Raw genomic sequence first — 20,550 nt, 5'->3', positions numbered from 1 at the left:
CACCGAGGACCCCGCCGGACCGGCCCGCCATCGGGGCCGCCCGGCGGGGCCCACCCCTGACCACCGGATATGGCGGTGAGACACGTCCCGAACCCCTGGTATCGTTGACCACGTCACCGCGGCGGGAACGCCACGGCAGACCACTCGTCCGGGTGGCGGAATGGCAGACGCGCTAGCTTGAGGTGCTAGTGCCCTTTATCGGGCGTGGGGGTTCAAGTCCCCCCTCGGACACCAGCAGTGACCTTGAGGCGCCCATCGGAATCCGGTGGGCGCCTGACGGCTTTCGGGGGCCGCTCGGGGCGGCGGTGTGTCAGTCAGTGGTCGGCTGGTGGTCGGCCCAGATGTAGCTCTCGGGCAGGAGGTCGGCGACGGGTACGGGCCTGGTGCGGCCTGCGGCGGCGACGAGGACCCGGATCGCGGGGTAGTAGTCCAGCAGGACCTGGCGGCAGCGGCCGCACGGCGGGATCACGCCGCGGTCGCGGTCGCCCACGGCGACGATCGTCTCCAGCTCGTGGACGCCCTGGGCCGCCGCCGTGCCGATGAGGACCAGCTCGGCGCACGGGCCGCCGGTGAAGTGGTAGGCGTTGACCGCGGTGACGATCCGGCCGTCCGCCGCGCGGGCCGCGGCCGCCACGGTGTGGTTCTCGCCCCGGCAGCGCGTGCGCGCCACCTCGGCGGCCGCGTCGACGAGTTCACGGTCACCGCCGCCGTCCTGTGTGGTCATCTTCCCCGCCTCGCCAGGTCGCAGATCGTCAGGCGACTCTGACCCGGCGGGCGCGCCGGCGCAAGTGGATATCGCGGAGGTCCGCAGTGCGCGCGGCGAAGCGCCCGCGGGCCCGGCGGGGGTACCGGGCCCACGGGCGCGAGTGGCTCAGCGCTCGGTGAGCATGCCGGAACGCAGCGTCTTCAAGGTGCGGTTGAGCAGCCGCGACACGTGCATCTGCGAGATGCCGAGCGCGTTGCCGATCTCCGTCTGCGTCCACTCCTTGCCGAAGCGCAGCTCCAGGATCGTGCGGTCCCGCTCGTCGAGCTGCGCGAGGAGCGGCGCGAGCGAGGTCAGGTCCTCGACCAGCTCCATCCCGGGGTCGCAGGCGCCGATCGAGTCGGCGAGCGTCGCCGACCTGTGCGCGCCGCCGTCCCCGCCCTCGTAGGGCATGTCGAGGGAGTCGGTGCTGTAACCGTTCGCGGCGATCAGGCCGTCGGTGATCTCCTCGTGCGAGCGGCCGAGATGGGTCGCGAGCTCCGCGACCGTGGGCTCGCGGTCGAGGCGCGCGGAGAGCACGTCGCGCGCCTTGGCCAGCTCGACGCGCATCTCCTGGAGGCGGCGCGGGACGTGCACCGCCCAGGTGCTGTCGCGGAAGAACCGCTTGATCTCCCCGACGATGTACGGCACGGCGAACGTGGCGAACTCGTTCTCCCGGCTCAGGTCGAACCGGTCGATCGCCTTGATCAGGCCGATCATGCCGACCTGGATCATGTCCTCGGTCTGGTCGCGGCGGCCGAAACGCCGGGCCGCGAAGTGCACGAGGGACATGTTCATCTCGATGAGGGTGTTGCGGGCGTACGCGTATTCGGGCGTGCCCTCCTCGAGGACCTGGAGCCGGTCGAAGAACAGCTTCGACAGCGCCCGCGCGTCGACGGGCGAAACGGCCTCCGGGTCCTCGATCCTCGGCAGTTCGGTGGCACGCTCCGTGGCGCTCGCGGTAGTGACGGACATGACCTTTCCCTTCACGGTCGAGGTGGGGCAGCCCCCTTCTGCCCTCGATTCCACTCGACAATACTTGTCACAGGGAAATCTTTTGCAAGCACTCCCGGTACGGCGCGGGGGGCGCGGCGGCGAAGGCCCCGGACGCGGCTCTGCCGCCGGTCGCGCGAGGCGGCAGGCGGCAGAGTGCGAAGCGGGGGGCGTCAGCAGTACGGGACGGGCGAGAGGTTCTGCACGTAGCGGGCGGCGACGTAGCCGCTCCGCCCGCCGCCGAGGCGGTACCAGAGGTTGTTGCCGTCGACGTTCTGGCTGCGGACCTTGCAGCGCAGGGAGACGACCGCGCCGGGCTGGAGGCTGCCCAGGTAGCGGGAGTTGGTGGTGGGCCGCTCGCGGACCGAGAGCGGGAGGCGCGCCACGACCTTGCCGCGCGGCTGCGCTGCGGGGGCCTGGGGCCGGGCGGCCGCGGCGTGCGACTCGCCCTGGGGGACCGGGGACGCCGCGTTCGCCGGGGTGGCGGCCAGGGCGGCCGCGCCCGCGATCAGAAGCCCGGAGACGGTGGTGGCGACCCGGCGCCCCACACGCGATGCGTGCATGGAGTCCTTCTTTCGCTGGAGTTGGTGTGCCCCTCTTTAATGGCACGTCCCGCGTCCGAATCGCCCGTAAGAAACAGCCATATCACCCTTATGGCTGTATAAAAGTATGCGTAAAGTCCGTCGACCCGATCGGCGGCTCCGGACCGGAATACCCATCCTGACCTGCGATTTCATCGCCGTCCGCGCGGCGGGGTCCGAGGCTCTGGGCCGTCCGCGTGCCCGAGCAGCCGCACCGGTCCGAAGAGTCCCGTCCTGACCTGGCCGGCGGCCACGGCCCGGGTCGGCGACGCGTCGTCGAGGTACCCGGCGAGCGTGCCCCGCACCACCACCTCCACGGTGTTGGCGCCCGCGCGCAGCGCGTCCGTCACCTCCACCGTCCACGGCCCCCACACCCGTTCCCCGCAGGGCACCCCGTTGACGGCGACCTCCACCGTGCCCCGCACCTCGCCGAGGTCGAGCAGCGTCCGGCCCTCCGGGCGCGCGGGGAGCGCCACATCGGCGCGGTAGCGCACCGCGCCGCCCAGCGCGCGCAGCCCAAGATCCTCCCAACTCACCAGCGGGGCAGGCACCTCGGCGAGCTCCGCGGTGACCGGCCCGGACAGCAGCGCCCCGCCCCTGCGCCCGTCGTGCGCCCGCACCCGCAGCACCACCTCCGTGCCCGCAGCGGCCGGCCGCGCCGGCGCCACCCGGCCTGCCGCGTCCGGCGTGTACGCCTCGCCGCCGATCCGCACCTCGGTGGGCAGCGTCGTCGGCACCCGCAGAGCGCGCGCGCCGAGCGGCGCGGTGAAGCGCAGCCACTCCACCCGCTCGGGCCCCGGCGCCAGGTCGGGCACCACGGGCTCGACGGCACCGCCCTGCGCCGCGGCCGGTTCGAGCCAGTGCGCCCCGGGCAGCGGGTGGGGGCGCGCCCACGCGCAGACGAACCGCGGATCGCGGCCCAGCTGCGTCGGCCGCAGGACGGCGGGCGCGCTCGCGCCGTCGGCGACGGCCGTCCACCCGGCGCCGCCGCACAGCCCGAGGCCGCCCCTGCCGGGCGGCGGCGAGTCGAGCACGGCGGACGTCGCCCTGCCGCCCGCGTCGGTCAGCCGCAGGGTCAGCGTGTTCTCCCCGACGCGCAGCAGCCCGCCCAGGTCATAGGGGTGCACCCGGACCTCGCGGTGGCCCGGGTACGGGTGGAAGTCGCCCTGGCGGCCCACCTCCACGCCGTTCACCAGCACCGTGCACGCCCCGTCGCTGCCGACCTGCACCACGGGGTCCCCGGGCAGCGCGTCCAGCACGAACCGCCGCGTCAGGTCGCACGTGCGGCCGGTGCGCGCGGCGCCGCCCGCCGACATCCACTCCGGCCTGCGGTACGCCCCACGGTCGCGCACCACGGCGAAGGAGGCACGCACCGGGCCGTCCTCGCCCGCCGTGAGGACCAGCTCGACCGGGACCGTGCGGCCCGCGAGGCCCGCGGGCAGCGGGCTGAACGACTGGTGGCCCGTGCCCTCGACGGGCAGCTCACGCCCGTCCGCGAGGACCCGGCGCGCCGCGTTCGCGCCCACCGCGAGCCACCGGGGACCGGGGTCCTGCGGCAGCGCCAGGTGCGTCCGTACGGACACCTCGCCGCCCGCCGCGACCTGCCGCACGTCGAGGAACTCCTCAGGCACGTACCCCTTCGGGCCGAGCCGGTAGTCGTGCACGGGGTCCTTGCGCACCCCGCGCGAGAGCGACCACTCGGCCCGCTCCCAGGCGCCCGCGCCGTGCCGCACCAGCGCGAAGGGGCCGAAGCCCGCGGTCACGGGACGCCAGCCCCCACCGTCCCCGTTGCCTCCGCCGCTGTCGTCGTCCCCGCCGTCCCCGCCGTTCTCAGGGGGGTCGGCCCTGTGCTCCATCCGCCACACCTCGACCGGCAGGACGCCGCGCCGGTCGGCGGCGGCCAGGTCGCCCTCGTCGTTGTCGAGGGTCGAGACGGCCAGCGCGCGCCAGGGCCCCACAGGGACGGCGCGGGAGGGCAGCGGCAGCGGCCGCCGGGTCGGTGCCGGCAGGTCCGCGCCGAACACCACGAGGGCCACCGCCCCGTCGGCGAACGGCACATCGAGGCGCCAGCCGCCGCCGTCGGCAGGCGACACGGCCAGCTCCGTGCGCTCGCCGGTGCCCGGGTCCCAGCGCTGGGCGCGGGGCACCGCGGCGAGCCCCTCGATCCGCACCGCCGCGGTGCGCCCGGCGGGCGGGACGAAGGCGTAGCCGTCCTCGTGCAGCTGGCGCCAGTACTCCGACCAGGAGAAGTTGTCCTGCGCCGTCCAGTCGTCGGTGCCGAGCGAGACGATCGGCGCCCGGGTGCCCGTCTGCTCGTCGTGCGCCGTCAGCGCGAGGACATGCGCGGACCCCGCGCGGCGCAGCAGGAACGGAGCGTCCGCGGTGATCCGCACCGGGCCCCGCACGACGGCAGCGGGCACCTCCTCCGGGTCGTCGACCACGGTGATCAGGCCCTCGGCGAGCGCCCCGGCGAAGTCCCCGCCACCGTCCCCGCCGCCGAGGAAGAGACCGGGCGCCCGGCCCGCGCACACCACCCGGCCGCCGGCCCGCGCGAAGGCCGCGAGCACGCCCGCAGCGGCCGTGTGCAGCGCGGGCGGCCCCGGCAGCACCACCGTCCGGTACGCCTCGCCGCGCAGCGCAAGCAGCGGACCCGCCGCGTCCGCCGTGACGGCGGCGGCGGCGAGCGCCGTCTCGTCGAGCACGTCGTGGTCGAGCCCCGCGCGCTCCAGCACGCCGCGCCGCTCGGCGAACCAGGTGCCCACGCCGTTCAGCCGGTGGTAGAGCGCCGCGGCCTCCCGCGCGCCCGGCAGCGGCCCGTCCGGCGTCAGCAGCGCCTGCGCCGCCGTGGTGGGGGAGAGCAGCACCGTGTCGCAGACGTGGTCGCCGGCCGTCAGCACCGAGCACAGCCGCGCCACCGCGCGGGCGAACACATGGTACTGGGGCCAGTACGGCTGCCGCCAGCAGGTGGACGGCGGCGCCCACTCCCACCAGCCGCCCGGCGTCGCGTAGTAGACGGCGTGCGGGTCGTAGAGGTTCGCGCCCCTGCGCAGGAACGGCGCCAGCCAGTCGTACGTCTCCTCCAGCGTGCCGCCCCAGCCCGACGAATGGAACGCCTCGATCCAGGTGCGGGGCTCGCCGTTGGCGTGCGCCATGGAGCTGTGCACCTTGGCGTCGCCCCAGTGGTCGCTGCCCGGCGCGCCGTAGCCGCGGTGCGTGGCGTGGTAGTCGCCGTACACCGTCACCCCGCCGACCGGGTCGCCCTCGCGCGCGGGGGACGGCTGGTCGAAGCCGCAGAGCAGCCCGTGCCGGGCGAGCCAGGCGCGCTGCGGGCCGAAGAAGGCGCGGGTGCCGAGCCGCGCCCGGTGCTCCTGGTAGTCGCGCCGCACGCGGGCCGCCCCCGCGTCGCCCGCGTCCGCCTCCCACAGGTCGGGCAGCCGCGGCACCAGGTCGTAGCCGTACGCCTCGGCGAAGGTGGCGGCGAAGTCCCGGCCCCAGGTGGGCAGGGCGGGCAGCTCGTCCTGGAAGAAGCCGCCGACGGAGCGGCCGAACCACTTGCCGACATGGCGCTCCAGCGTCCCGTGCACCCGGTCGAGGAGCGCGGCGCACGCCTCCTTCCCGAAGTAGTCGAAGCCGCTGACGCCGCTGTGCACCAGCGTGAGCAGGGCGGGCGGGCCGTCCCAGCGCGCCGCGCCGTCCGCGCCGAGCGGCACCGGCACAGGGCCGCCCGCCCCCTCGCCCAGCGGGGCGGCGCGTGCCGCGAGCGCCGTGTGCCCGGCGGGCGGGCGCACCACCGCACTCCCCCCGCCGGTGTGCTCTGCGGTGCGGTGCAGGGCGAGCCCGGCGAAACCGGGGTTCCGCGCGGTCAGCAGCCCCTGGAAGTTGGCCCCCGAGAAGCCGATCTGGTCGTACATCCACAGGGTGAAGCCCAACTCGTCGGCGTCCGCGCAGGCGCCGTCGAGCAGGGCGAGCCACTCCGGGCTCAGATACGGCGGGTCGTCGGCGAGCGAGCCGAACATCGGGCCCGTCGGCGCCAGGCAGATCACCACCGCCTGGTGCACGCCCTGCGCGAGCAGCCGCGCCATCTGCCGCCGCAGCCGCTCCCCGGTGACCGTGGCGCCGCTCCACCACCACAGCGGCAGCGGCCCGTACGCGGGGGCGGGGTCGGTGAAGCGGGACAGCAGCAGCGCCTGCCCGGCCGGGGCCTCGTCGACGGTCACGCGGGAACCTTTCTGCGCTCAGGTCGTGCGTTCCAGCTGGATGCGGTCGAGCGGCTTGCCCACGGTGTTCGGCATGAAGAAGAACCCGACGAACCCGCTGACCAGCAGGAACGCGCACAGCAGCGCCGCGACGGAGGTGATGCCCGCGCTCGCCAGATGCGGCACGTAGTAGCTCCACACGCCGAGGCAGGCGCGCGCCACACCGAAGGTGAAACCCTGTGCGGTGCCCCGCAGCATCGTCGGGAACAGCTCCTGGCTGACGGTCTTGTAGAAGGCGTCGCCCGCGAGCGAGGCGCCCACCCCGAAGAGGAACGTGTTGAGCAGGATCGTCGGTACCGTGAAGGGGAAGATCAAGAACAGCGCGTACGCGGCGATCTGCATGACCGCGCCCGCCGCCCACAGCTGCTTGCGGGTGTGGTGGTCGCGGTCGCTCAGCGGCATGTAGACGAAGACCGTCGCGACGATCCCGATGCCGAAGCCCGCGCAGGACAGCGCGACGGAGACGGTCTGGTCGCCCGCGCCCAGGTTCTTGACCATGTACGGCGTGAAGAGGCCCGCGGTCCCGGCCGCGAGGCCCTGGAAGACATAGAAGCTGCCCGTCCAGCTCAGCGCCTTGAGATGGGTGCCGCGGAACAGGGCACGCACCCGGGCCGCGTTCGCCGCGCCGCGCTCGGCCGCGGCTCTCCACATCGCGGACTCGGTCATGCCGCGCCGCATCGCCCAGGTCACGATCGCGACCACCACCAGGTGCAGGAAGACGATCCGGATGCCGAGCAGGCCCAGGTGGGACAGGGCGAGCGCGAGCAGCAGCACGATCATGGGGCCGATGTTCCAGGCCACCTGGGTCAGCCCGAGCAGCTTGCCGCGCGCCCTGACCGGGGAGAACTCGCCGACCAGCGCGAGCGACGTGGGCACGTCGGCGCCCACCGCGACGCCGACCACGAAGGTGCCGAGGAAGAGCATCCAGGAGTTGACCGAGAGCGCGATCAGCAGCACGGCGGCCGCGTACACCAGCAGGTCGTACTGGTAGATCCGCTTGCGGCCGAGCTTGTCGCCGAGCCGGCCGCCGATGAACGAGCCGACCGCGGCGCCGATCGCGTTGGGCCCTATGGCGGCGAGCGCGCCGACGCCGGTGAAGCCCGAGGTGGCGAGGTGGAGGTGTTCCTGGAAGAGGGCGAGACCCGAGCCGATCGCCACGATCGAGCCCGCGTCGAGATAGGACGCCATGCCGGCGAGCGCGGACCACCGCCACTGCTGGCGGCTGACACCGCCGGCCTCGACGCCGTCCTTGACCAGTACGTCTTCCGTGGAGCTTCCGGCGGTACGGTCGCCGGGCGCCGACTGTCCCATGGTGCGGCTCCTCGCTGTAGAACGTTCTCCGACCGGGGGTGGCCAACCGTAGGACCGCGCACCCGTTCGAGGTCAAGAAGCGTGCGTAGGGTTGGAGAACGTTGTAGTGAAACCACGGCTGTACCCGATCGCGGGCGGCCGGAAAGCGGAGGCGCGGCAATGCACCCGGTCGGCGGCGGGCGGCGTGTGACGATCACCGATGTGGCCCGGCACGCGGGCGTGTCCACCTCGGCGGTCTCGAAGGTGCTCAGGAACGCATACGGAGTCAGCGACGCGATGCGGGAGCGGGTCCGCGGGGCGATGGCGGAGCTGGACTACCGGCCGCACGCCGCCGCGCGGGGCATGCGAGGACGTACATACACGATCGGAGTGCTCCTGGACAACCTGCGCAACGCGTTCTTCGCGGACATCCTCGACGGGGTGGGCGGGCACCTGCGCGCCACCGAGTACCAGCTGCTGCTCGGCGCCGCCGGCTTCGGCGCCGACGACCAGGCGCGGCTCGCGCGCGCCATGGTCGACCGGCAGATGGACGGGCTGATCCTGATCGGGCCCGGCTTCGCCCGCCGTGAGGTGCTGGGTGTCGCGGCCGCCGTGCCGACCGTGGTCATCGGTCACCACGACACCGCCGAGGCGTACGACACGGTGGTGGACGCAGACGCCGAGGGCGCGGGTCTCGTCGTCGACCATCTGGCGGGCCTCGGGCACCGGCGGATAGCCCTGACCTCGGCGCACGGCAACGCCGGCACGGGGTGGGCGGGCACGCCCGAACGGGTGCAGCGCCGCGGCTACCGGGAGGCGATGCGGCGGCACGGCATCGAGGAGCACGCGCGGATCGCGACGACCGCCTACTCGGAGGAGGGCGGCTACCGCGCCGGCATGGAGCTGCTGGCCTCTGGCCCGCGGCCCACCGCCGTGTTCGCGGGCGCCGACGTGGCGGCGATGGGCGTCTTCAGGGCCGCCCGCGAGCTGGGGCTGCGTATACCGGACGACCTCTCCCTCGCCGGGTACAACAACACGGAGGTGGCGGCGCTCGCCCCGGTGCGGCTGACCAGCGTCGACCAGGCGGGCGGCCTGATGGGCGAGACGGCGGCCCGCCTGCTCCTCGAACGCGTGGAGGGCCGGGGCAGGGCGGTACGCGTCTCCGTCTCCCCGAGCCTGGTCATCCGCGGAACCACAGGCCCCGCACCCCGCTGAGCCGCCGCCCGCGGGGGCCCCGGAGGGGAGAGGGCGCGGGGGCGTGCCACCGGGCGGCGGGTGCTGTCGTGTCGTCCGCCGGGGCGCCGCGTGAGCGGTCGCGCGGGCCCGGCCGGGGGCCACGTCCCGGTGAGGGCGGGGGCGGCGCGCGGGTGCCGGGGCGGCGCGGGATCATGGACGCGGAGACCGGGACCGCGCCCCGGGCGCCGTGCCCGCACCCGCGGCGCCCGGCAGTCCGCCGGGGCGGGTGGAGCACCGCCTCAGGAGGGCGAGGAGCAGTGGCGCGCACGGCCGGGGCCCGGGGCGGGTCCCGCATCCCCGAGTGGCTCGCCGCGGCCCTGCGGCCGAACCCGGGGCCCGTGCCCTGGCCCGCCGCGCTGCGCGCGTGCGTCGGCGTCGCGGGACCGCTCGCCCTGGGCTTCGCGCTCGGCCGCCCCGCCTACGGGGCGCTCGCCGCGATCGGCGCGCAGTTCGCCGTGATCAACGACACCGCCGACTCCTACCGGATGCGCTTCCTCGGCATCGCGGTGCCGCAGCTCGCCGGGGCGTGCGGGGTCGTCGCCGGGGCCGCCGTCCTCGGCCGCGGCGCCCTCGCGGTCGCCGTCCTCACCCTGGTCGGCCTGGTGTCGGGCCTCGTCTCCTCGATCGGCCCGCTCGCCTCGGCCGCCGGGCTGCTGCTGCTCATCAGTACCGTCATCGAGGCGGGCCTCCCGGTGCCGGGGTCCTGGTGGCTCGCGCCCGCGCTGTTCCTCGGCGGCGGCGCCTTCGTCCTGGTGCTCTCGCTGCTCGCCTGGCCTGTCAGGGGCGCCGCGCCCGAGCGGCGCGCCGTCGCCGACGCCTACCGGGCGGTCGCCGACCAGCTCGCCGCGGCCGGCGGCGGCGACTACGAGACCCAGCGGCAGGCCACCACCCGCCGCGTCGACCACGCCTACGACGTGGTGCTCGCACGCCGCGCCAGGGAGCGCGCCCAGCGGACCACGGCGTTCGCCCTCTTCGCCCGGCTCGACGCGCTGACCGCCCTGCTGGAGGCCGCGCCTGCGGCGCACCACGCGGGCCGCCCGCTGCCCGCGGCCGTGCCCGCCGCCGTACGGGAGCTCGCCGACGCCGTCGAGCACCCCGGGCCCACCGCGGCCCGCCCCGCAGTGGACGAGGCGCCCGGCGGCCCCGACGACCGGGCGTGGCGCGCGGTCGGTGCCGCGCTGCGCCGCGCCGCCGACGTGGTCCACGGCGCAGAACCGGCCCCCGGCGACCGGCTCGGCCGCCCCGCCCCCCTCGGGACGCGCGCGGCGCGCGCCGCGCGCGCCACCCTGCGCTCCGCCCCTGCCTGGCGCTACGGGCTGCGGCTCGCCCTGTGCGTGGGCATCGCGCAGACCCTGGTCTCCGTGGTCGCCGTGCCCCGCTCCTACTGGGTGGCCCTCACGGTCGCCTTCGTGCTCAAGCCCGACCTCGGCTCCGTCTTCTCGCGCGCGGTGATGCGCGCCGTCGGCACCGTCGTCGGCCTCGGCGTGGCCGCCGCCGTGCTGGTGGCCGTCCCGCACGGCTGGTGGTCGGCGGCGCTGATGGCGGTGCTCGCCGCGCTGCTGCCGGTCATGGCGGCCAAGGGGTACGCGTACCAGACCACCGCAGTCACCCCGCTGATCCTGCTCCTGTCCGACGTGCTGAACCACCTCGGCGCCGGGCTGCTGCTGCCCCGGCTCGTGGACAGCTTCATCGGCTGCGCGATCGCCCTGGTCGCCGGGTACCTGCTGTGGCCGGAGAGCTGGCACGCCCGGGTCGGCGACCGGCTCGCCGACATCGTCGACGACGCCGCGCGGTACGTCGTGATCTGCCTCGTCAGGGACCCCGCCGCGCCCGGCGGTGCGGCGCCCGGCGCCGACGAGGACGCCTCGGCCCGCGCCCGCAGGCGGCTGTACCGCGAACTGTCCGCCGTACGCAGCGAGTTCCAGCGGGCCATGACCGAGCCGCGGCCCGCGGCCACGCTCGCGGCCGAGTGGTGGCCGCTGGTCGTCGCCGTGGAGCGGGTGGTGGACGCGACCACGGCAGCCCAGCAGGACGTCGGGCACGGCGCGGAGCCGCCGCCGCCCGCCGAGGCCCGTGCCGTCGCGGACCAGCTCGGGCAGCTCGCCGCGGGCATCAGGACGCACACCGCGCTGCCGCGCGTCGAGGCGGAGCACGGACCCGCGGGCAGCCCCGTGCTCGACGCGCTGCGCGACCAGGTCGGCGCGGCGCGCGCCGTCGCCACCTCGGAGCAGGCGCGGGGCCGTCTCGGCCCGCTCCGCCGCCGGAGGAGCACCGCCGGCTGACCGCCGCGGGAGCACCGCCCGCCCCGCAGGGGAGCGCGGGCGCGGGGAGCACGGCCCTCCCGCGCTCCCCGCCCCTCGCGCGGTGCCTCAGCCGCGGTGCGGCGCCAGCGCCACGACCGCCTCCGACGTGTACGTCAGGAACGTGAAGGACTCCTGGAAGTACAGCTCGACGCTGGTCGCGTCGTGGCTCAGATAGCCGATCGACACGTCCTGGCCGATCCGCAGCTCGAAGTCGCCTCCCCGAGTGGCCAGCAGGAACGCCCCGTCGATCGCGGGCGCCCAGACGATGTCCCCGCTCAGCAGCCGCGCCAGGTGCTCGTGGATCGGGTAGCCGTGGTCCGAGGTCTCGCTGACCTCGGTGTACGCGTCCGCGCTCAGCGCCAGCGAGTACGGCCCGTCCACCCCGGCGAGCCGCAGCTCGGAGATGGCCTGGCTGACCGCGTTCGGGTACTCGCGCACATCGGCGGGGAGCGTGAACGAGCGGTTGGAGGAACTCGCCCTGATGCCCTCGATCCCGGCCGCCGCGTACCCCTCGAAGACCGCGCGGTCCTCGGCGAACGCCAGCTTGCGCGCCGCGTCCTTCACCGGGTCCCAGTCCGCGTCCTTGGCGCCGCGCTCCACGATGTCGACCTGCTCGCGCGAGACCGTGAACGGCACCCGCAGCTCGACCAGCGGCTGCGCTTCGCGCAGGTGCGCCCGTACGCCGTCGGCCGGCGCCTCGACGCCCCGCAGGTGCCCGGTCGGCACGGCGGCGAACCCGGAACCCGCGGGCTCCGGCACGTCCACCAGGCGGCGGGCCGCCACATGGCGCTTGAACGTACGCCGCGCCTCCTCCTCCAGGTCGGCCCAGGCCGCTGCGGAGACGGGGGCCAGTTCGCGGTGCAGATTGTTCACTTGGCTGTGCTCCTGTTCAGGTCTCCGATGCCCAGACTGCCGTCGGCACGGGCGCCGTCAGGACCCTCGGTCCTGGTGTGCGGTACGGGTGGTACGGGACGCTCGTCGGCCGCGGCCGGCGGCGGCTCGGGCAGGTCGTCGAGGAAGTCCGCGGACGGCGTGAAGAACAGCGTGCCCGTGACCGCGGTGGAGAAGTCGAGGATGCGGTCGTGCGTCGCGGCGGCCGTGCCGAGGAACATGTTGCGCAGCATCTGCTCGGTGACGTCGGGCGTGCGGCTGTACCCGATGAAGTACGTGCCGAACTCGCCGTGCCCCGGGCTGCCGAACGGCATGTTGTCCCGGAGGATCTGCAACTCCTCGCCGTCCGGTCCCTCCACCGTGTTCAGCGCCACGTGCGAAGCGGGCTCGTCCAGCTCGACGTTGGTGAGCTTGCGGCGCCCGATGACCTTCTCCTGCGCCTCCACCGGCAGGGCGTTCCACGCCTGGAGGTCGTGCAGGTACTTCTGCACGATCACATAGCTGCCGCCGGCGAACTCCGGGTCCTCGTCCTCGACCAGGACGGCGGTCCGAGCCGCCGGGCCCTGCGGGTTCTCCGTGCCGTCCACGAACCCCATCAGGTCGCGGACGTCCAGGTACTTGAACCCCTGGACCTCGTCCACGACCGTCACGTACGCGCGCAGCCTGTCCATGATCTCGGAGGCGAGGCCGAAGCAGAGGTCCTGCCGGGTCGCCCTGAGGTGGAAGAGCAGGTCCCCGGGGGTGGCGACGGCGCGGTGCCGCGGCCCTGCCAGCTCCCTGAACGGGTGCAGCTCCGCCGGGCGCGGCCCGTCGAACAGCCGCCCCCACACCTCGGAGCCGACGCTCACCACGCAGCTGAGCGCGCCGTCCGGCGCGCCGAAGCCGTACGCGCGCTGGAGGCCCGGCAGATCGGCGAGGAGGTCGCGCACCGGCTGTTCGCCGCCCTCGTCGACCGTCACGACCAGAAAGATCGCCGCCGTCGTGAGCGGACTGAGCACCGGCTGGGGCTCCGGTGCTCCGGATGGTTCGACCGTCAATCCGCTCTCCCGTTCTCCTCGTGCCCGGGGCGTCTGCCCCGCCCGCGAGCGCGTCACGCGTGTGCCGAGCCCGGCCGCATCCTATGACCCGCGCCCGTACGGTCCGTCACTTGGTGACGCGCCGCACCCGTACCGTGTTGTCGGTCCTGGTCACCCGCGTGCCGTCGGGCGCGGTCTGGACCCGCTCGTGCTCCTCGCAGCGCTCCACCTTCCAGGCGCCCTCTTCGAGCCGCAGCTCGGCGAGGACCTCGGCGGGGGACGGCAGGACGACTCCCGCATGGCCGTGCTCCCAGGGCGCCCCGCCCGAGTGACCGGTGATCAGCAGCACCCCGCCCGGCGCGACGGCGGCCGCGGCCCGCCGCAGGATCTCCTCGCGCGGCAGGTCGCCCTCCGAGTGCAGGAACTGCGCCGACACCAGGTCGAACGCGCCCTCGGGGAAGGTGGTGCCCAGGTCGTGCCACTGCCAGTCGATCAGGTCGCCGACCCCGGCCTCCACGCCGTGCCGCTCCGCGCGTTCGAGCGCGAGGCGCGAGATGTCGGCCGCGGTGACCCGCCAGCCGCGGCCCGCGAGCCACACGGCGTCGCCGCCCTCGCCGCACGCCAGGTCGAGTGCGCGGCCCGCCGGCAGCCCGGAAACCTCCCGCACCAGCTCGGCGTTGGGCTCACCGCTCCAGATCCGGTCGCTCTGCGCGTACCGCGCCTCCCAGTGCTCCCGCAGGTCCACAGGGCCGCCGTGCGCCCCGGCCACGGGGGCGCCCGCCGCGCGCCGCGCGGCGACCGCCGCCGCCGTGTCCGCCGCGACCAGGTCGGCGTTGATCGCCGCACCCGCCCTGACCCCTGCGGCCGCCGCCCCGACGACCTGCTCGGCGAGCGAAGTCACGTTGCCCGCGACCCACACGCCTGGGACCTCCGTGGCGCCGGTCGCGTCGGACGGCACGTAGGTGCCCACCACCTCCCCCGCCACGGCCTGCTCCGCCGCCGCGAGACCGAGCCCGGCGAGCAGCGTGGAGCGGGCGGTGAAGCGCGGGGCGACCACCAGCGCGCTCCGCGGCACGACCCGGTCGCCGAGCCTGACGCCGGTGAGCCGGTCCGCCACGATCTCGACGCCGGTCACCTCGCCGTCCACGACGGCGATCCCGCGCGCCGCCAGCTGCTCGTACGCCTCGTCGCCGAACTCCGGCGCGGTGTGCGCGAACACCGCCACGTCGTCGCTCCACTGCCGCCACAGCAGCGCCTGGTGCACGGCGAGGGCGCCGGTCGCGAGGATGCCGACGGGGGTGTCCCGCACCTCCCAGCCGTGGCAGTACGGGCAGTGCAGCACGTCGCGGCCGAACCGCTCGGCGAGCCCGGGCACCGGGGGCAGCTCGTCCACGAGCCCGGTCGCCACCAGCAGCCTGCGGGCCTCGACGCGGGTGCCGTCGTCCCGTACGACGACGAAGCCGTCGCCCTCGTCCGCGGGCAGCCGCTCGGCCGACGTGACCGTGCCGGCGACGACGGTGGCGCCGTAGCCCTCCACCTCGGCGCGGCCCACGGCCAGCAGCTCCGCCGGCGGTGTGCCCTCGCGGGCGGGATAGGCGTGGACGTGGCCCGCGGGGGCGTTGCGTGGCTCGCCGCCGTCGATCACCAGCACCGAGCGGCGGGCGCGCGCCAGCGCCAGCGCCCCGCCCAGCCCGGCGGCGCCGCCGCCGACCACGACCGCGTCGTACCGCCCGCCGCCTGCCCCTGCCCGCTGTCCTCCGGTTTCCGGCATGTCCGGCTCCCTTCGTCCGTGTCGTCCGTGTCCTCCGTGGCGCGTGCGTGCCGCCGGGTCCTTTGACGGCCGCGCCGTGATGGGGCCGAGGGTGCGGCGGGGCCCGCGCGTTTGACAAACCCTGTTGCCGAGTCGGCAAATGGAGGCATGGCGCACGACACCGAGACCGGCATCGAGCACGGGACGGGCACCGGCGGCTCCTCGGGGCCCGACAGCGGCCCAGGACGCGACGGCCTCGCCGCGGTGCTGACCGCGGTCGGGCCCCGCCTGCGCGAGGTACGGCACCGGCAGGGCACCACGCTCGCCGCGGTCAGCGAGGCCACCGGCATCTCGCTGAGCACGCTGTCGCGGCTGGAGTCCGGCGGGCGGCGGCCGACCCTGGAGCTGCTGCTCCCGCTCTCCAAGGTGTACGGGGTGCCGCTCGACGAACTCGTCGGCGCCCGGGGGAGCGAGGACCCGCGCGTCAGGCCCCGCCCGTTCGTCCGCCACGGCACCACCTTCGTGCCGCTGACCCGCCACATCGGCGGGCTCCTCGCCTACAAGGAGATCATTCCGCCGGCCCCCGAGGAGGCGCGAGGCCGGAAGCTGGAGCAGCGGGTCCACGAGGGCTACGAGTGGCTCTACGTGCTCTCGGGACGGCTGCGCCTCGCGCTGGGCGAGCACGATCTGGTGCTCGGCGCGGGCGAGGCCGCCGAGTTCGACACCCGCACCCCGCACGGGCTCGCCAACGCGGGGGAGCGGCCGGTCGAGTTCATCGCCATCTTCGGTCCCCAGGGCGAGCGGATGCACGTGCGGGCCCGGCCCGCGGCGCGCGACTGACCGTGCCCCGCTCGCCCCGCTCGGCCGACCGGGCGCGCGGCCTACGGGCGGTAGACCATCAGCACCGCGACGACCACCCACAGCAGGTTGAAGACACCCGCGAGCATCGCGAGCCTGCCGGGCGCCGCCGGGGCGGCGACCGGCGCGGTGGCCGTGCCCGCCGGGCCCGCGAGCGCGCCCTCGGCCGCCGCCCCGCCGGGGGCTGCGCCGCCGTCCAGCGCGTCGAGCGCGCCCTGCTGCGCCGGCAGCAGGAAGACCAGCACACCCGCCGCGAGCACGGTCAGCACGATCGACGCCACAAGCCACGGCCTCCCGAGGCCGCCGTGCATGCTCGCGAGCCCGAATCCGAAGACCGGCACCGCGACGGACACCGCCGCGTACACCCGGCAGATCCGGCCGAGCACGCCCAGCGCGCCCCGCGCCGCCGCCGGGTCGGAGCCGGCCTGCGCGCGGCGCAGCACCGAGGGGAACATGCTCGACGCGACCATCACGGGGCCGAGCCCGACCACCACGGCCAGGATGTGCAGGATCAGGAGCAGTTTCGACATGGGCCGAGGCTAGCCGGGGCCGCGCGGCGGCCCTGCGGGCGGGACTGCCCGCAGGGCCGCAGGCCGGCCGTGCGATGCTTGGACCGACTCTGACCATGGTCGGAAGGCAGGTGCGGGAAGAGAATGCCAGCGACGCGCGGGGCCTCGGGACGGGCCAGGAGCCGGCTCTGGGACCGCTTCTCCGCCTCCGACCCCGGCCTCATCCGGCTGGTGGCCGCGCTGCGCACCGTGGGCTCGATCGTGCTCACCCTCGGCGTCCTCTTCCTGCTGCACACCCCCGTGATCCACCTGGTGGCCGGCGCGATGGGCGCCATGGTCGCCACCTTCGCCATCCGCGAGAAGGAACAGGGCAAGCAGGCCGTCTCCCTCGGCCTCGGGCTGCTCATGGCGCTCGTGTCGGTGTCGCTCGGCGCCCTGCTCGGCGGCCGGATCATCCTGAGCGACCTGGTGTTCCTCGCGCTGATCTTCGGCGCCGTCTACGCCCGCAGATTCGGCGACCGCGGCTACACGCTCGGCCTCTTCGGCTTCCAGTTCTACTTCGTGTCGCTGTTCGTGCACGCCACCCTCGGCGCGCTGCCGGGGCTCTGGCTCGCCCTGGCCGTCGCCTTCGCGTGCAGCGCGGTCTCCCGCTTCCTCCTCTTCCGGCAGACCACCGCGGGCACCCTCAACCGCCTGCGCACCGCCTTCCGCGCCCGCCTGTCCCAACTCATCGCCATCCAGATCGAGATGTTCGACGCCACGCCGGACGAGCTGGAGAAGGTCCTCGACGACCTGCGGCGGCACACCGCGCGGCTGCACGAGGCGGCGCTGATGATCCAGGGCAGGCTCGGCGACTCGCCCGAGGACCCGGCCACCGCCGACGTCCTCCAGCGCCGCATCGCCGACGCCGAGATCAGCGCGGAGCGCCTCGGCGTGCTGCTGCTCAACGCCCGCAGCGCTGAGCGGGCCGACACCCTCACCCTGCACCTGCCGCACGCCCCCGTGCCCGCCCAGCCCGCCACCGGCGGCCTCGGCGCCGACACCACCGCGCTGCTGCGCCGCGACCTCAAGGCGCTGCACCTGCTGATCACCCGGCTCGGACCCGAACACCGCGGCACCGCCCTCACCCGGGTACGCAACCGGCTCCTCGGCTACCGCGAAGAGGAGAACCTCCCGCAGGGCCCGGCCGCCGTGCAGGACGTCTTCCGCGGGATCGGCGAGGCCACCCGCGCCGTGCTCGGCCTGCGGCTCGCCCTCGACGGTCCCGGCGACGAGTCCGACGACACCGCGGAGACGGCCAGGTCCCGCGAGGAGTTCGAGGCCGAGGAGGTCTCGGCGGGCAGCGCGGTCGCGGCCGACGAGAGCGAGGAGACCGGGCTGAAGCGGCGCTCCACCCGGGCCGCCTTCCAGGTGGCCGTGGGCTCGGTGCTGGCCATGACCGGCGGCGAGTTCCTCTCCGACCAACGCTGGTACTGGGCCGTGCTGACCTGCTGGGTCGTCTTCCTGAACACCTCGTCGACGGGCGAGATCCTGGTCAAGGGCTACCGCCGCCTCATCGGCACCGTGTGCGGCGTGATCTGCGGTGTCGTGCTCGCGGGGCTCGTGGGCAACCACACCTGGACCGCGTTCGGCCTGGTGCTGCTGTGCATCTTCGGCATGTTCTTCACCGCGCCGCTCAGCTACGCGCTGATGTCCTTCTTCGTCACCTCCATGCTCGGCGTGCTCTACACGCTGCTGCACACCTACAGCGTGTCCGTGCTGATCCTGCGGATCGAGGAGACCGCCCTCGGCGCCGCGTGCGGCATCGTCGCCGCGCTCGTCGTCCTGCCCATCCACACCGACCGGCGCACCGACCAGCTGCTGCACACCGTCCTGCTGCGGCTCGGCGAGGTCGCCTCCGCAGCCGTCGGCCAGCTCAGCGGCGGGCCCACCGCCGACCTCCTCGACATGGCGCGCGACCTCGACACCGCCCTCGACGACCTGCGCCGCTCCGTGCAGCCCCTCACCCACCCCTTCACTCCGCTGCGGGAGCGCCGCCAGACGGTGCGCTACCTGGTGGCGCTGCTGGAGAGCTGCGCCTACCACGCCAGGTCGCTCGCAGCGACCGCCGAACTCGTCCCCTACAGCAAGCGGATCGCCGCCGACCCCCGGCTCGCCGGCGCCGGGGACCGGATCGCCCACAACATCGCCGTGCTCGCCGCCCGCGCCGCCGACGAGGAAGCGGCGGGCGAGATCGAGTCGGGCGCCAGCATCGCGTCCATGCTGGAGGAGACCGACCCGGCCGCCCTGCGCAGCGGCACGGTCACCTTCCGGGTCCTGCGCCACCTCCAGCGGCTCGACGAGGGCGTCGTCGGACTCGCCCGCCCGCTGGGGGTGCCGGTCGCGACCCCCGAGGACCGGCGGGCGCACCGCACGGCCGCCTGACCCGGCCCGCGCCAGCCCCGCGCCCGTCGGCCGGCCCGCCCCGCCGCGGCCCGCCTCTCAGGAGCCGAGCGCCGCCGCCACCACCCCCTTGGCCTCCTCCTGGACCCGCGCCAGGTGGTCGGGGCCCTGGAAGGACTCGGCGTAGATCTTGTACACGTCCTCGGTGCCGGACGGCCGCGCCGCGAACCACGCGGACTCCGTGGTGACCTTGATGCCGCCGATCGCCGCCCCGTTGCCAGGGGCCTCGGTGAGCACGCCCGTCACCGGCTCGCCGGCCAGCCGGTCGGCCGCGACCTGGTCGGGGGAGAGCTTCGCGAGCACGGCCTTCTCCTCACGCGTCGCGGGCGCGTCGATCCGCGCGTACGCCGGGGAGCCGAAGCGCTCCGTCAGCCCGGCGTAGTGCTCGGACGGGGTGCGGCCGGTCACCGCGAGGATCTCGGAGGCGAGCAGCGCGAGGATGATGCCGTCCTTGTCGGTCGTCCACACCGAGCCGTCCCTGCGCAGGAACGAGGCGCCCGCCGACTCCTCGCCGCCGAAGCCGATCGACCCGTCCACCAGACCGTCCACGAACCACTTGAAGCCGACCGGCACCTCCACGAGCCGCCGCCCGAGGTCGGCGGCGACCCTGTCGATCATCGAGGACGACACCAGGGTCTTGCCGATCCCCACGCCCTCCGGCCAGCCGTCGCGGTGCCCGTAGAGGTACTGGATCGCCGTCGCCAGGTAGTGGTTCGGGTTCATGAGGCCCGCGTCGGGCGTGACGATGCCGTGCCGGTCGGAGTCCGCGTCGTTGCCCGTGGCGATCTGGAACCGGTCGCGCTGCCCGATCAGGGACGCCATCGCGTACGGCGACGAGCAGTCCATGCGGATCTTCCCGTCCCAGTCCAGCGTCATGAACCGCCAGGTCGGGTCCGTCAGCGGATTGACGACCGTCAGGTCGATCCCGTGCTGCTCCGCGATCCGGCCCCAGTACGCCACGGAGGCGCCGCCCAGCGGGTCCGCCCCGATCCGCACGCCCGCCGCGCGCACGGCGTCCAGGTCGAGGACGGAGGGCAGGTCGGCGACATAGGTGCCGAGGAAGTCGTACTTCTCCGTGGTGTCCGCGGCGAGCGCCCGGGTGTACGGCACGCGGCGCACGTCCTTCAGGCCCGCGGCGATGATCTCGTTGGCCCGGTCCTGGATCCAGCCCGTCGCCGCCGAGCCCGCCGGCCCGCCGCTCGGCGGGTTGTACTTGAAGCCGCCGTCCGCCGGCGGGTTGTGCGACGGCGTGACCACCACGCCGTCGGCGGGCGAGGAGGGCCTGCCCCGGTTGTACGCCAGGATCGCGTGCGACACCGCGGGCGTGGGGGTGTACCCGTCCGCGGCGTCGAGCAGCAGCCGCACGCCGTTGGCCGCGAAGACCTCCGCCGCCGTCACCTTGGCCGGCTCCGAGAGGGCGTGGGTGTCGGCGCCGAGGAACAGCGGCCCCTCGGTGCCCTGCCGGGCCCGGTACTCGCAGATGGCCTGGCTGGTGGCCGCGATGTGGTCCTCGTTGAACGCGGTCGCGAGCGACGAGCCGCGGTGGCCCGACGTGCCGAACGCGACGCGCTGGTCCACCTCGCTCGGGTCGGGGTGCAGCGCGTAGTACGCGGTCACCAGCCGGGCCACGTCCGTGAGGTCCTCGGGACCTGCCGGCCTGCCCGCTCGCTCGTGTGCCATCTG

At 75.0% G+C, this 20,550-nt stretch carries 14 protein-coding genes and 1 tRNA gene; 5 read left to right on the top strand and 10 right to left on the bottom strand.

Annotated features, from left to right (window positions below; all coding sequences use genetic code 11):
- Positions 1-146 precede the first annotated feature (146 nt).
- Positions 147-234 (top strand) — tRNA-Leu (locus tag AB0910_RS02090).
- A gap of 76 nt (positions 235-310) precedes the next feature.
- Here the strand turns inward: AB0910_RS02090 and AB0910_RS02085 are convergent.
- The 5 genes from AB0910_RS02085 to AB0910_RS02065 form a co-directional block, all read right to left on the bottom strand.
- Complete coding sequence (locus AB0910_RS02085; RefSeq protein WP_366742536.1) at positions 311-724, bottom strand: cytidine deaminase; 414 nt, start codon at positions 722-724, stop codon at positions 311-313.
- A gap of 147 nt (positions 725-871) precedes the next feature.
- A complete protein-coding gene (locus tag AB0910_RS02080; RefSeq protein WP_366742535.1) occupies positions 872-1,717 on the bottom strand; it encodes an RNA polymerase sigma factor SigF in 846 nt (281 codons plus the stop codon).
- 191 nt (positions 1,718-1,908) lie between these two features.
- Positions 1,909-2,298 (bottom strand): SH3 domain-containing protein, encoded by a 390-nt coding sequence (locus tag AB0910_RS02075; RefSeq protein ID WP_366742534.1) that lies wholly within the window; start codon positions 2,296-2,298, stop codon positions 1,909-1,911.
- Positions 2,299-2,468: 170 nt separating this feature from the next.
- Positions 2,469-6,533 carry a hypothetical protein gene (locus tag AB0910_RS02070; protein WP_366742533.1) on the bottom strand — a complete coding sequence of 1,355 codons (4,065 nt, stop codon included), beginning with the start codon at positions 6,531-6,533 and terminating at the stop codon, positions 2,469-2,471.
- A gap of 18 nt (positions 6,534-6,551) precedes the next feature.
- Complete coding sequence (locus AB0910_RS02065) at positions 6,552-7,883, bottom strand: MFS transporter (RefSeq protein WP_366742532.1); 1,332 nt, start codon at positions 7,881-7,883, stop codon at positions 6,552-6,554.
- 159 nt (positions 7,884-8,042) lie between these two features.
- On the opposite strand from AB0910_RS02065, the gene AB0910_RS02060 reads away from it, so the two are divergent.
- Complete coding sequence (locus AB0910_RS02060) at positions 8,043-9,077, top strand: LacI family DNA-binding transcriptional regulator (RefSeq protein ID WP_366742531.1); 1,035 nt, start codon at positions 8,043-8,045, stop codon at positions 9,075-9,077.
- A 278-nt stretch (positions 9,078-9,355) separates the two neighbouring features.
- Complete coding sequence (locus tag AB0910_RS02055) at positions 9,356-11,380, top strand: FUSC family protein (protein WP_366742530.1); 2,025 nt, start codon at positions 9,356-9,358, stop codon at positions 11,378-11,380.
- Positions 11,381-11,467: 87 nt separating this feature from the next.
- Here the strand turns inward: AB0910_RS02055 and AB0910_RS02050 are convergent, their stop codons facing one another.
- The 3 genes from AB0910_RS02050 to AB0910_RS02040 form a co-directional block, all read right to left on the bottom strand.
- Complete coding sequence (locus AB0910_RS02050) at positions 11,468-12,274, bottom strand: family 1 encapsulin nanocompartment shell protein (protein ID WP_366742529.1); 807 nt, start codon at positions 12,272-12,274, stop codon at positions 11,468-11,470.
- A complete protein-coding gene (locus tag AB0910_RS02045; RefSeq protein ID WP_366742528.1) occupies positions 12,271-13,329 on the bottom strand; it encodes a Dyp-type peroxidase in 1,059 nt (352 codons plus the stop codon). Before AB0910_RS02045 ends, AB0910_RS02050 begins: the two co-directional genes overlap by 4 nt.
- A gap of 106 nt (positions 13,330-13,435) precedes the next feature.
- On the bottom strand, positions 13,436-15,079 hold the full coding sequence (locus AB0910_RS02040) for an FAD-dependent oxidoreductase (RefSeq protein WP_366742527.1): 1,644 nt from the start codon (positions 15,077-15,079) through the stop codon (positions 13,436-13,438).
- A 147-nt stretch (positions 15,080-15,226) separates the two neighbouring features.
- Between AB0910_RS02040 and AB0910_RS02035 the strand changes: the two genes are divergently transcribed.
- Complete coding sequence (locus AB0910_RS02035; RefSeq protein ID WP_366742526.1) at positions 15,227-15,898, top strand: XRE family transcriptional regulator; 672 nt, start codon at positions 15,227-15,229, stop codon at positions 15,896-15,898.
- A gap of 41 nt (positions 15,899-15,939) precedes the next feature.
- On the opposite strand, the gene AB0910_RS02030 is transcribed toward AB0910_RS02035, so the two are convergent.
- Positions 15,940-16,446 (bottom strand): hypothetical protein, encoded by a 507-nt coding sequence (locus AB0910_RS02030; RefSeq protein ID WP_366742525.1) that lies wholly within the window; start codon positions 16,444-16,446, stop codon positions 15,940-15,942.
- A 123-nt stretch (positions 16,447-16,569) separates the two neighbouring features.
- Here AB0910_RS02030 and AB0910_RS02025 point away from each other — a divergent pair, with 123 nt between their 5' ends.
- Entirely contained in the window at positions 16,570-18,849 is a 2,280-nt protein-coding gene (locus AB0910_RS02025; protein ID WP_366742524.1) for an FUSC family protein, read from the top strand.
- A gap of 57 nt (positions 18,850-18,906) precedes the next feature.
- Here AB0910_RS02025 and pgm read toward each other — a convergent pair whose 3' ends face one another.
- Positions 18,907-20,547, bottom strand: a complete 1,641-nt coding sequence (pgm, locus tag AB0910_RS02020) for a phosphoglucomutase (alpha-D-glucose-1,6-bisphosphate-dependent) (RefSeq protein ID WP_366742523.1) — start codon at positions 20,545-20,547, stop codon at positions 18,907-18,909.
- Positions 20,548-20,550: the final 3 nt, after the last annotated feature.

It is taken from the genome of Streptomyces sp. NPDC047002, assembly GCF_040704505.1.
Lineage (GTDB): Bacteria > Actinomycetota > Actinomycetes > Streptomycetales > Streptomycetaceae > Streptomyces.
Note: the sequence above shows the minus strand (reverse complement) of the source record. Positions and strands in the feature narration are given on the sequence as shown.

Bases quoted from the DNA above. Each gene is read 5' to 3' on its own strand.
- AB0910_RS02085 (WP_366742536.1), bottom strand. From the start codon at position 724: ATGACCACACAGGACGGCGGCGGTGACCGTGAACTCGTCGACGCGGCC.
- AB0910_RS02025 (WP_366742524.1), top strand. From the start codon at position 16,570: ATGCCAGCGACGCGCGGGGCCTCGGGACGGGCCAGGAGCCGGCTCTGG.
- AB0910_RS02030 (WP_366742525.1), bottom strand. From the start codon at position 16,446: ATGTCGAAACTGCTCCTGATCCTGCACATCCTGGCCGTGGTGGTCGGG.
- AB0910_RS02065 (WP_366742532.1), bottom strand. From the start codon at position 7,883: ATGGGACAGTCGGCGCCCGGCGACCGTACCGCCGGAAGCTCCACGGAA.
- AB0910_RS02035 (WP_366742526.1), top strand. From the start codon at position 15,227: ATGGCGCACGACACCGAGACCGGCATCGAGCACGGGACGGGCACCGGC.
- AB0910_RS02040 (WP_366742527.1), bottom strand. From the start codon at position 15,079: ATGCCGGAAACCGGAGGACAGCGGGCAGGGGCAGGCGGCGGGCGGTAC.
- AB0910_RS02060 (WP_366742531.1), top strand. From the start codon at position 8,043: ATGCACCCGGTCGGCGGCGGGCGGCGTGTGACGATCACCGATGTGGCC.
- AB0910_RS02075 (WP_366742534.1), bottom strand. From the start codon at position 2,298: ATGCACGCATCGCGTGTGGGGCGCCGGGTCGCCACCACCGTCTCCGGG.
- pgm (WP_366742523.1), bottom strand. From the start codon at position 20,547: ATGGCACACGAGCGAGCGGGCAGGCCGGCAGGTCCCGAGGACCTCACG.
- AB0910_RS02080 (WP_366742535.1), bottom strand. From the start codon at position 1,717: ATGTCCGTCACTACCGCGAGCGCCACGGAGCGTGCCACCGAACTGCCG.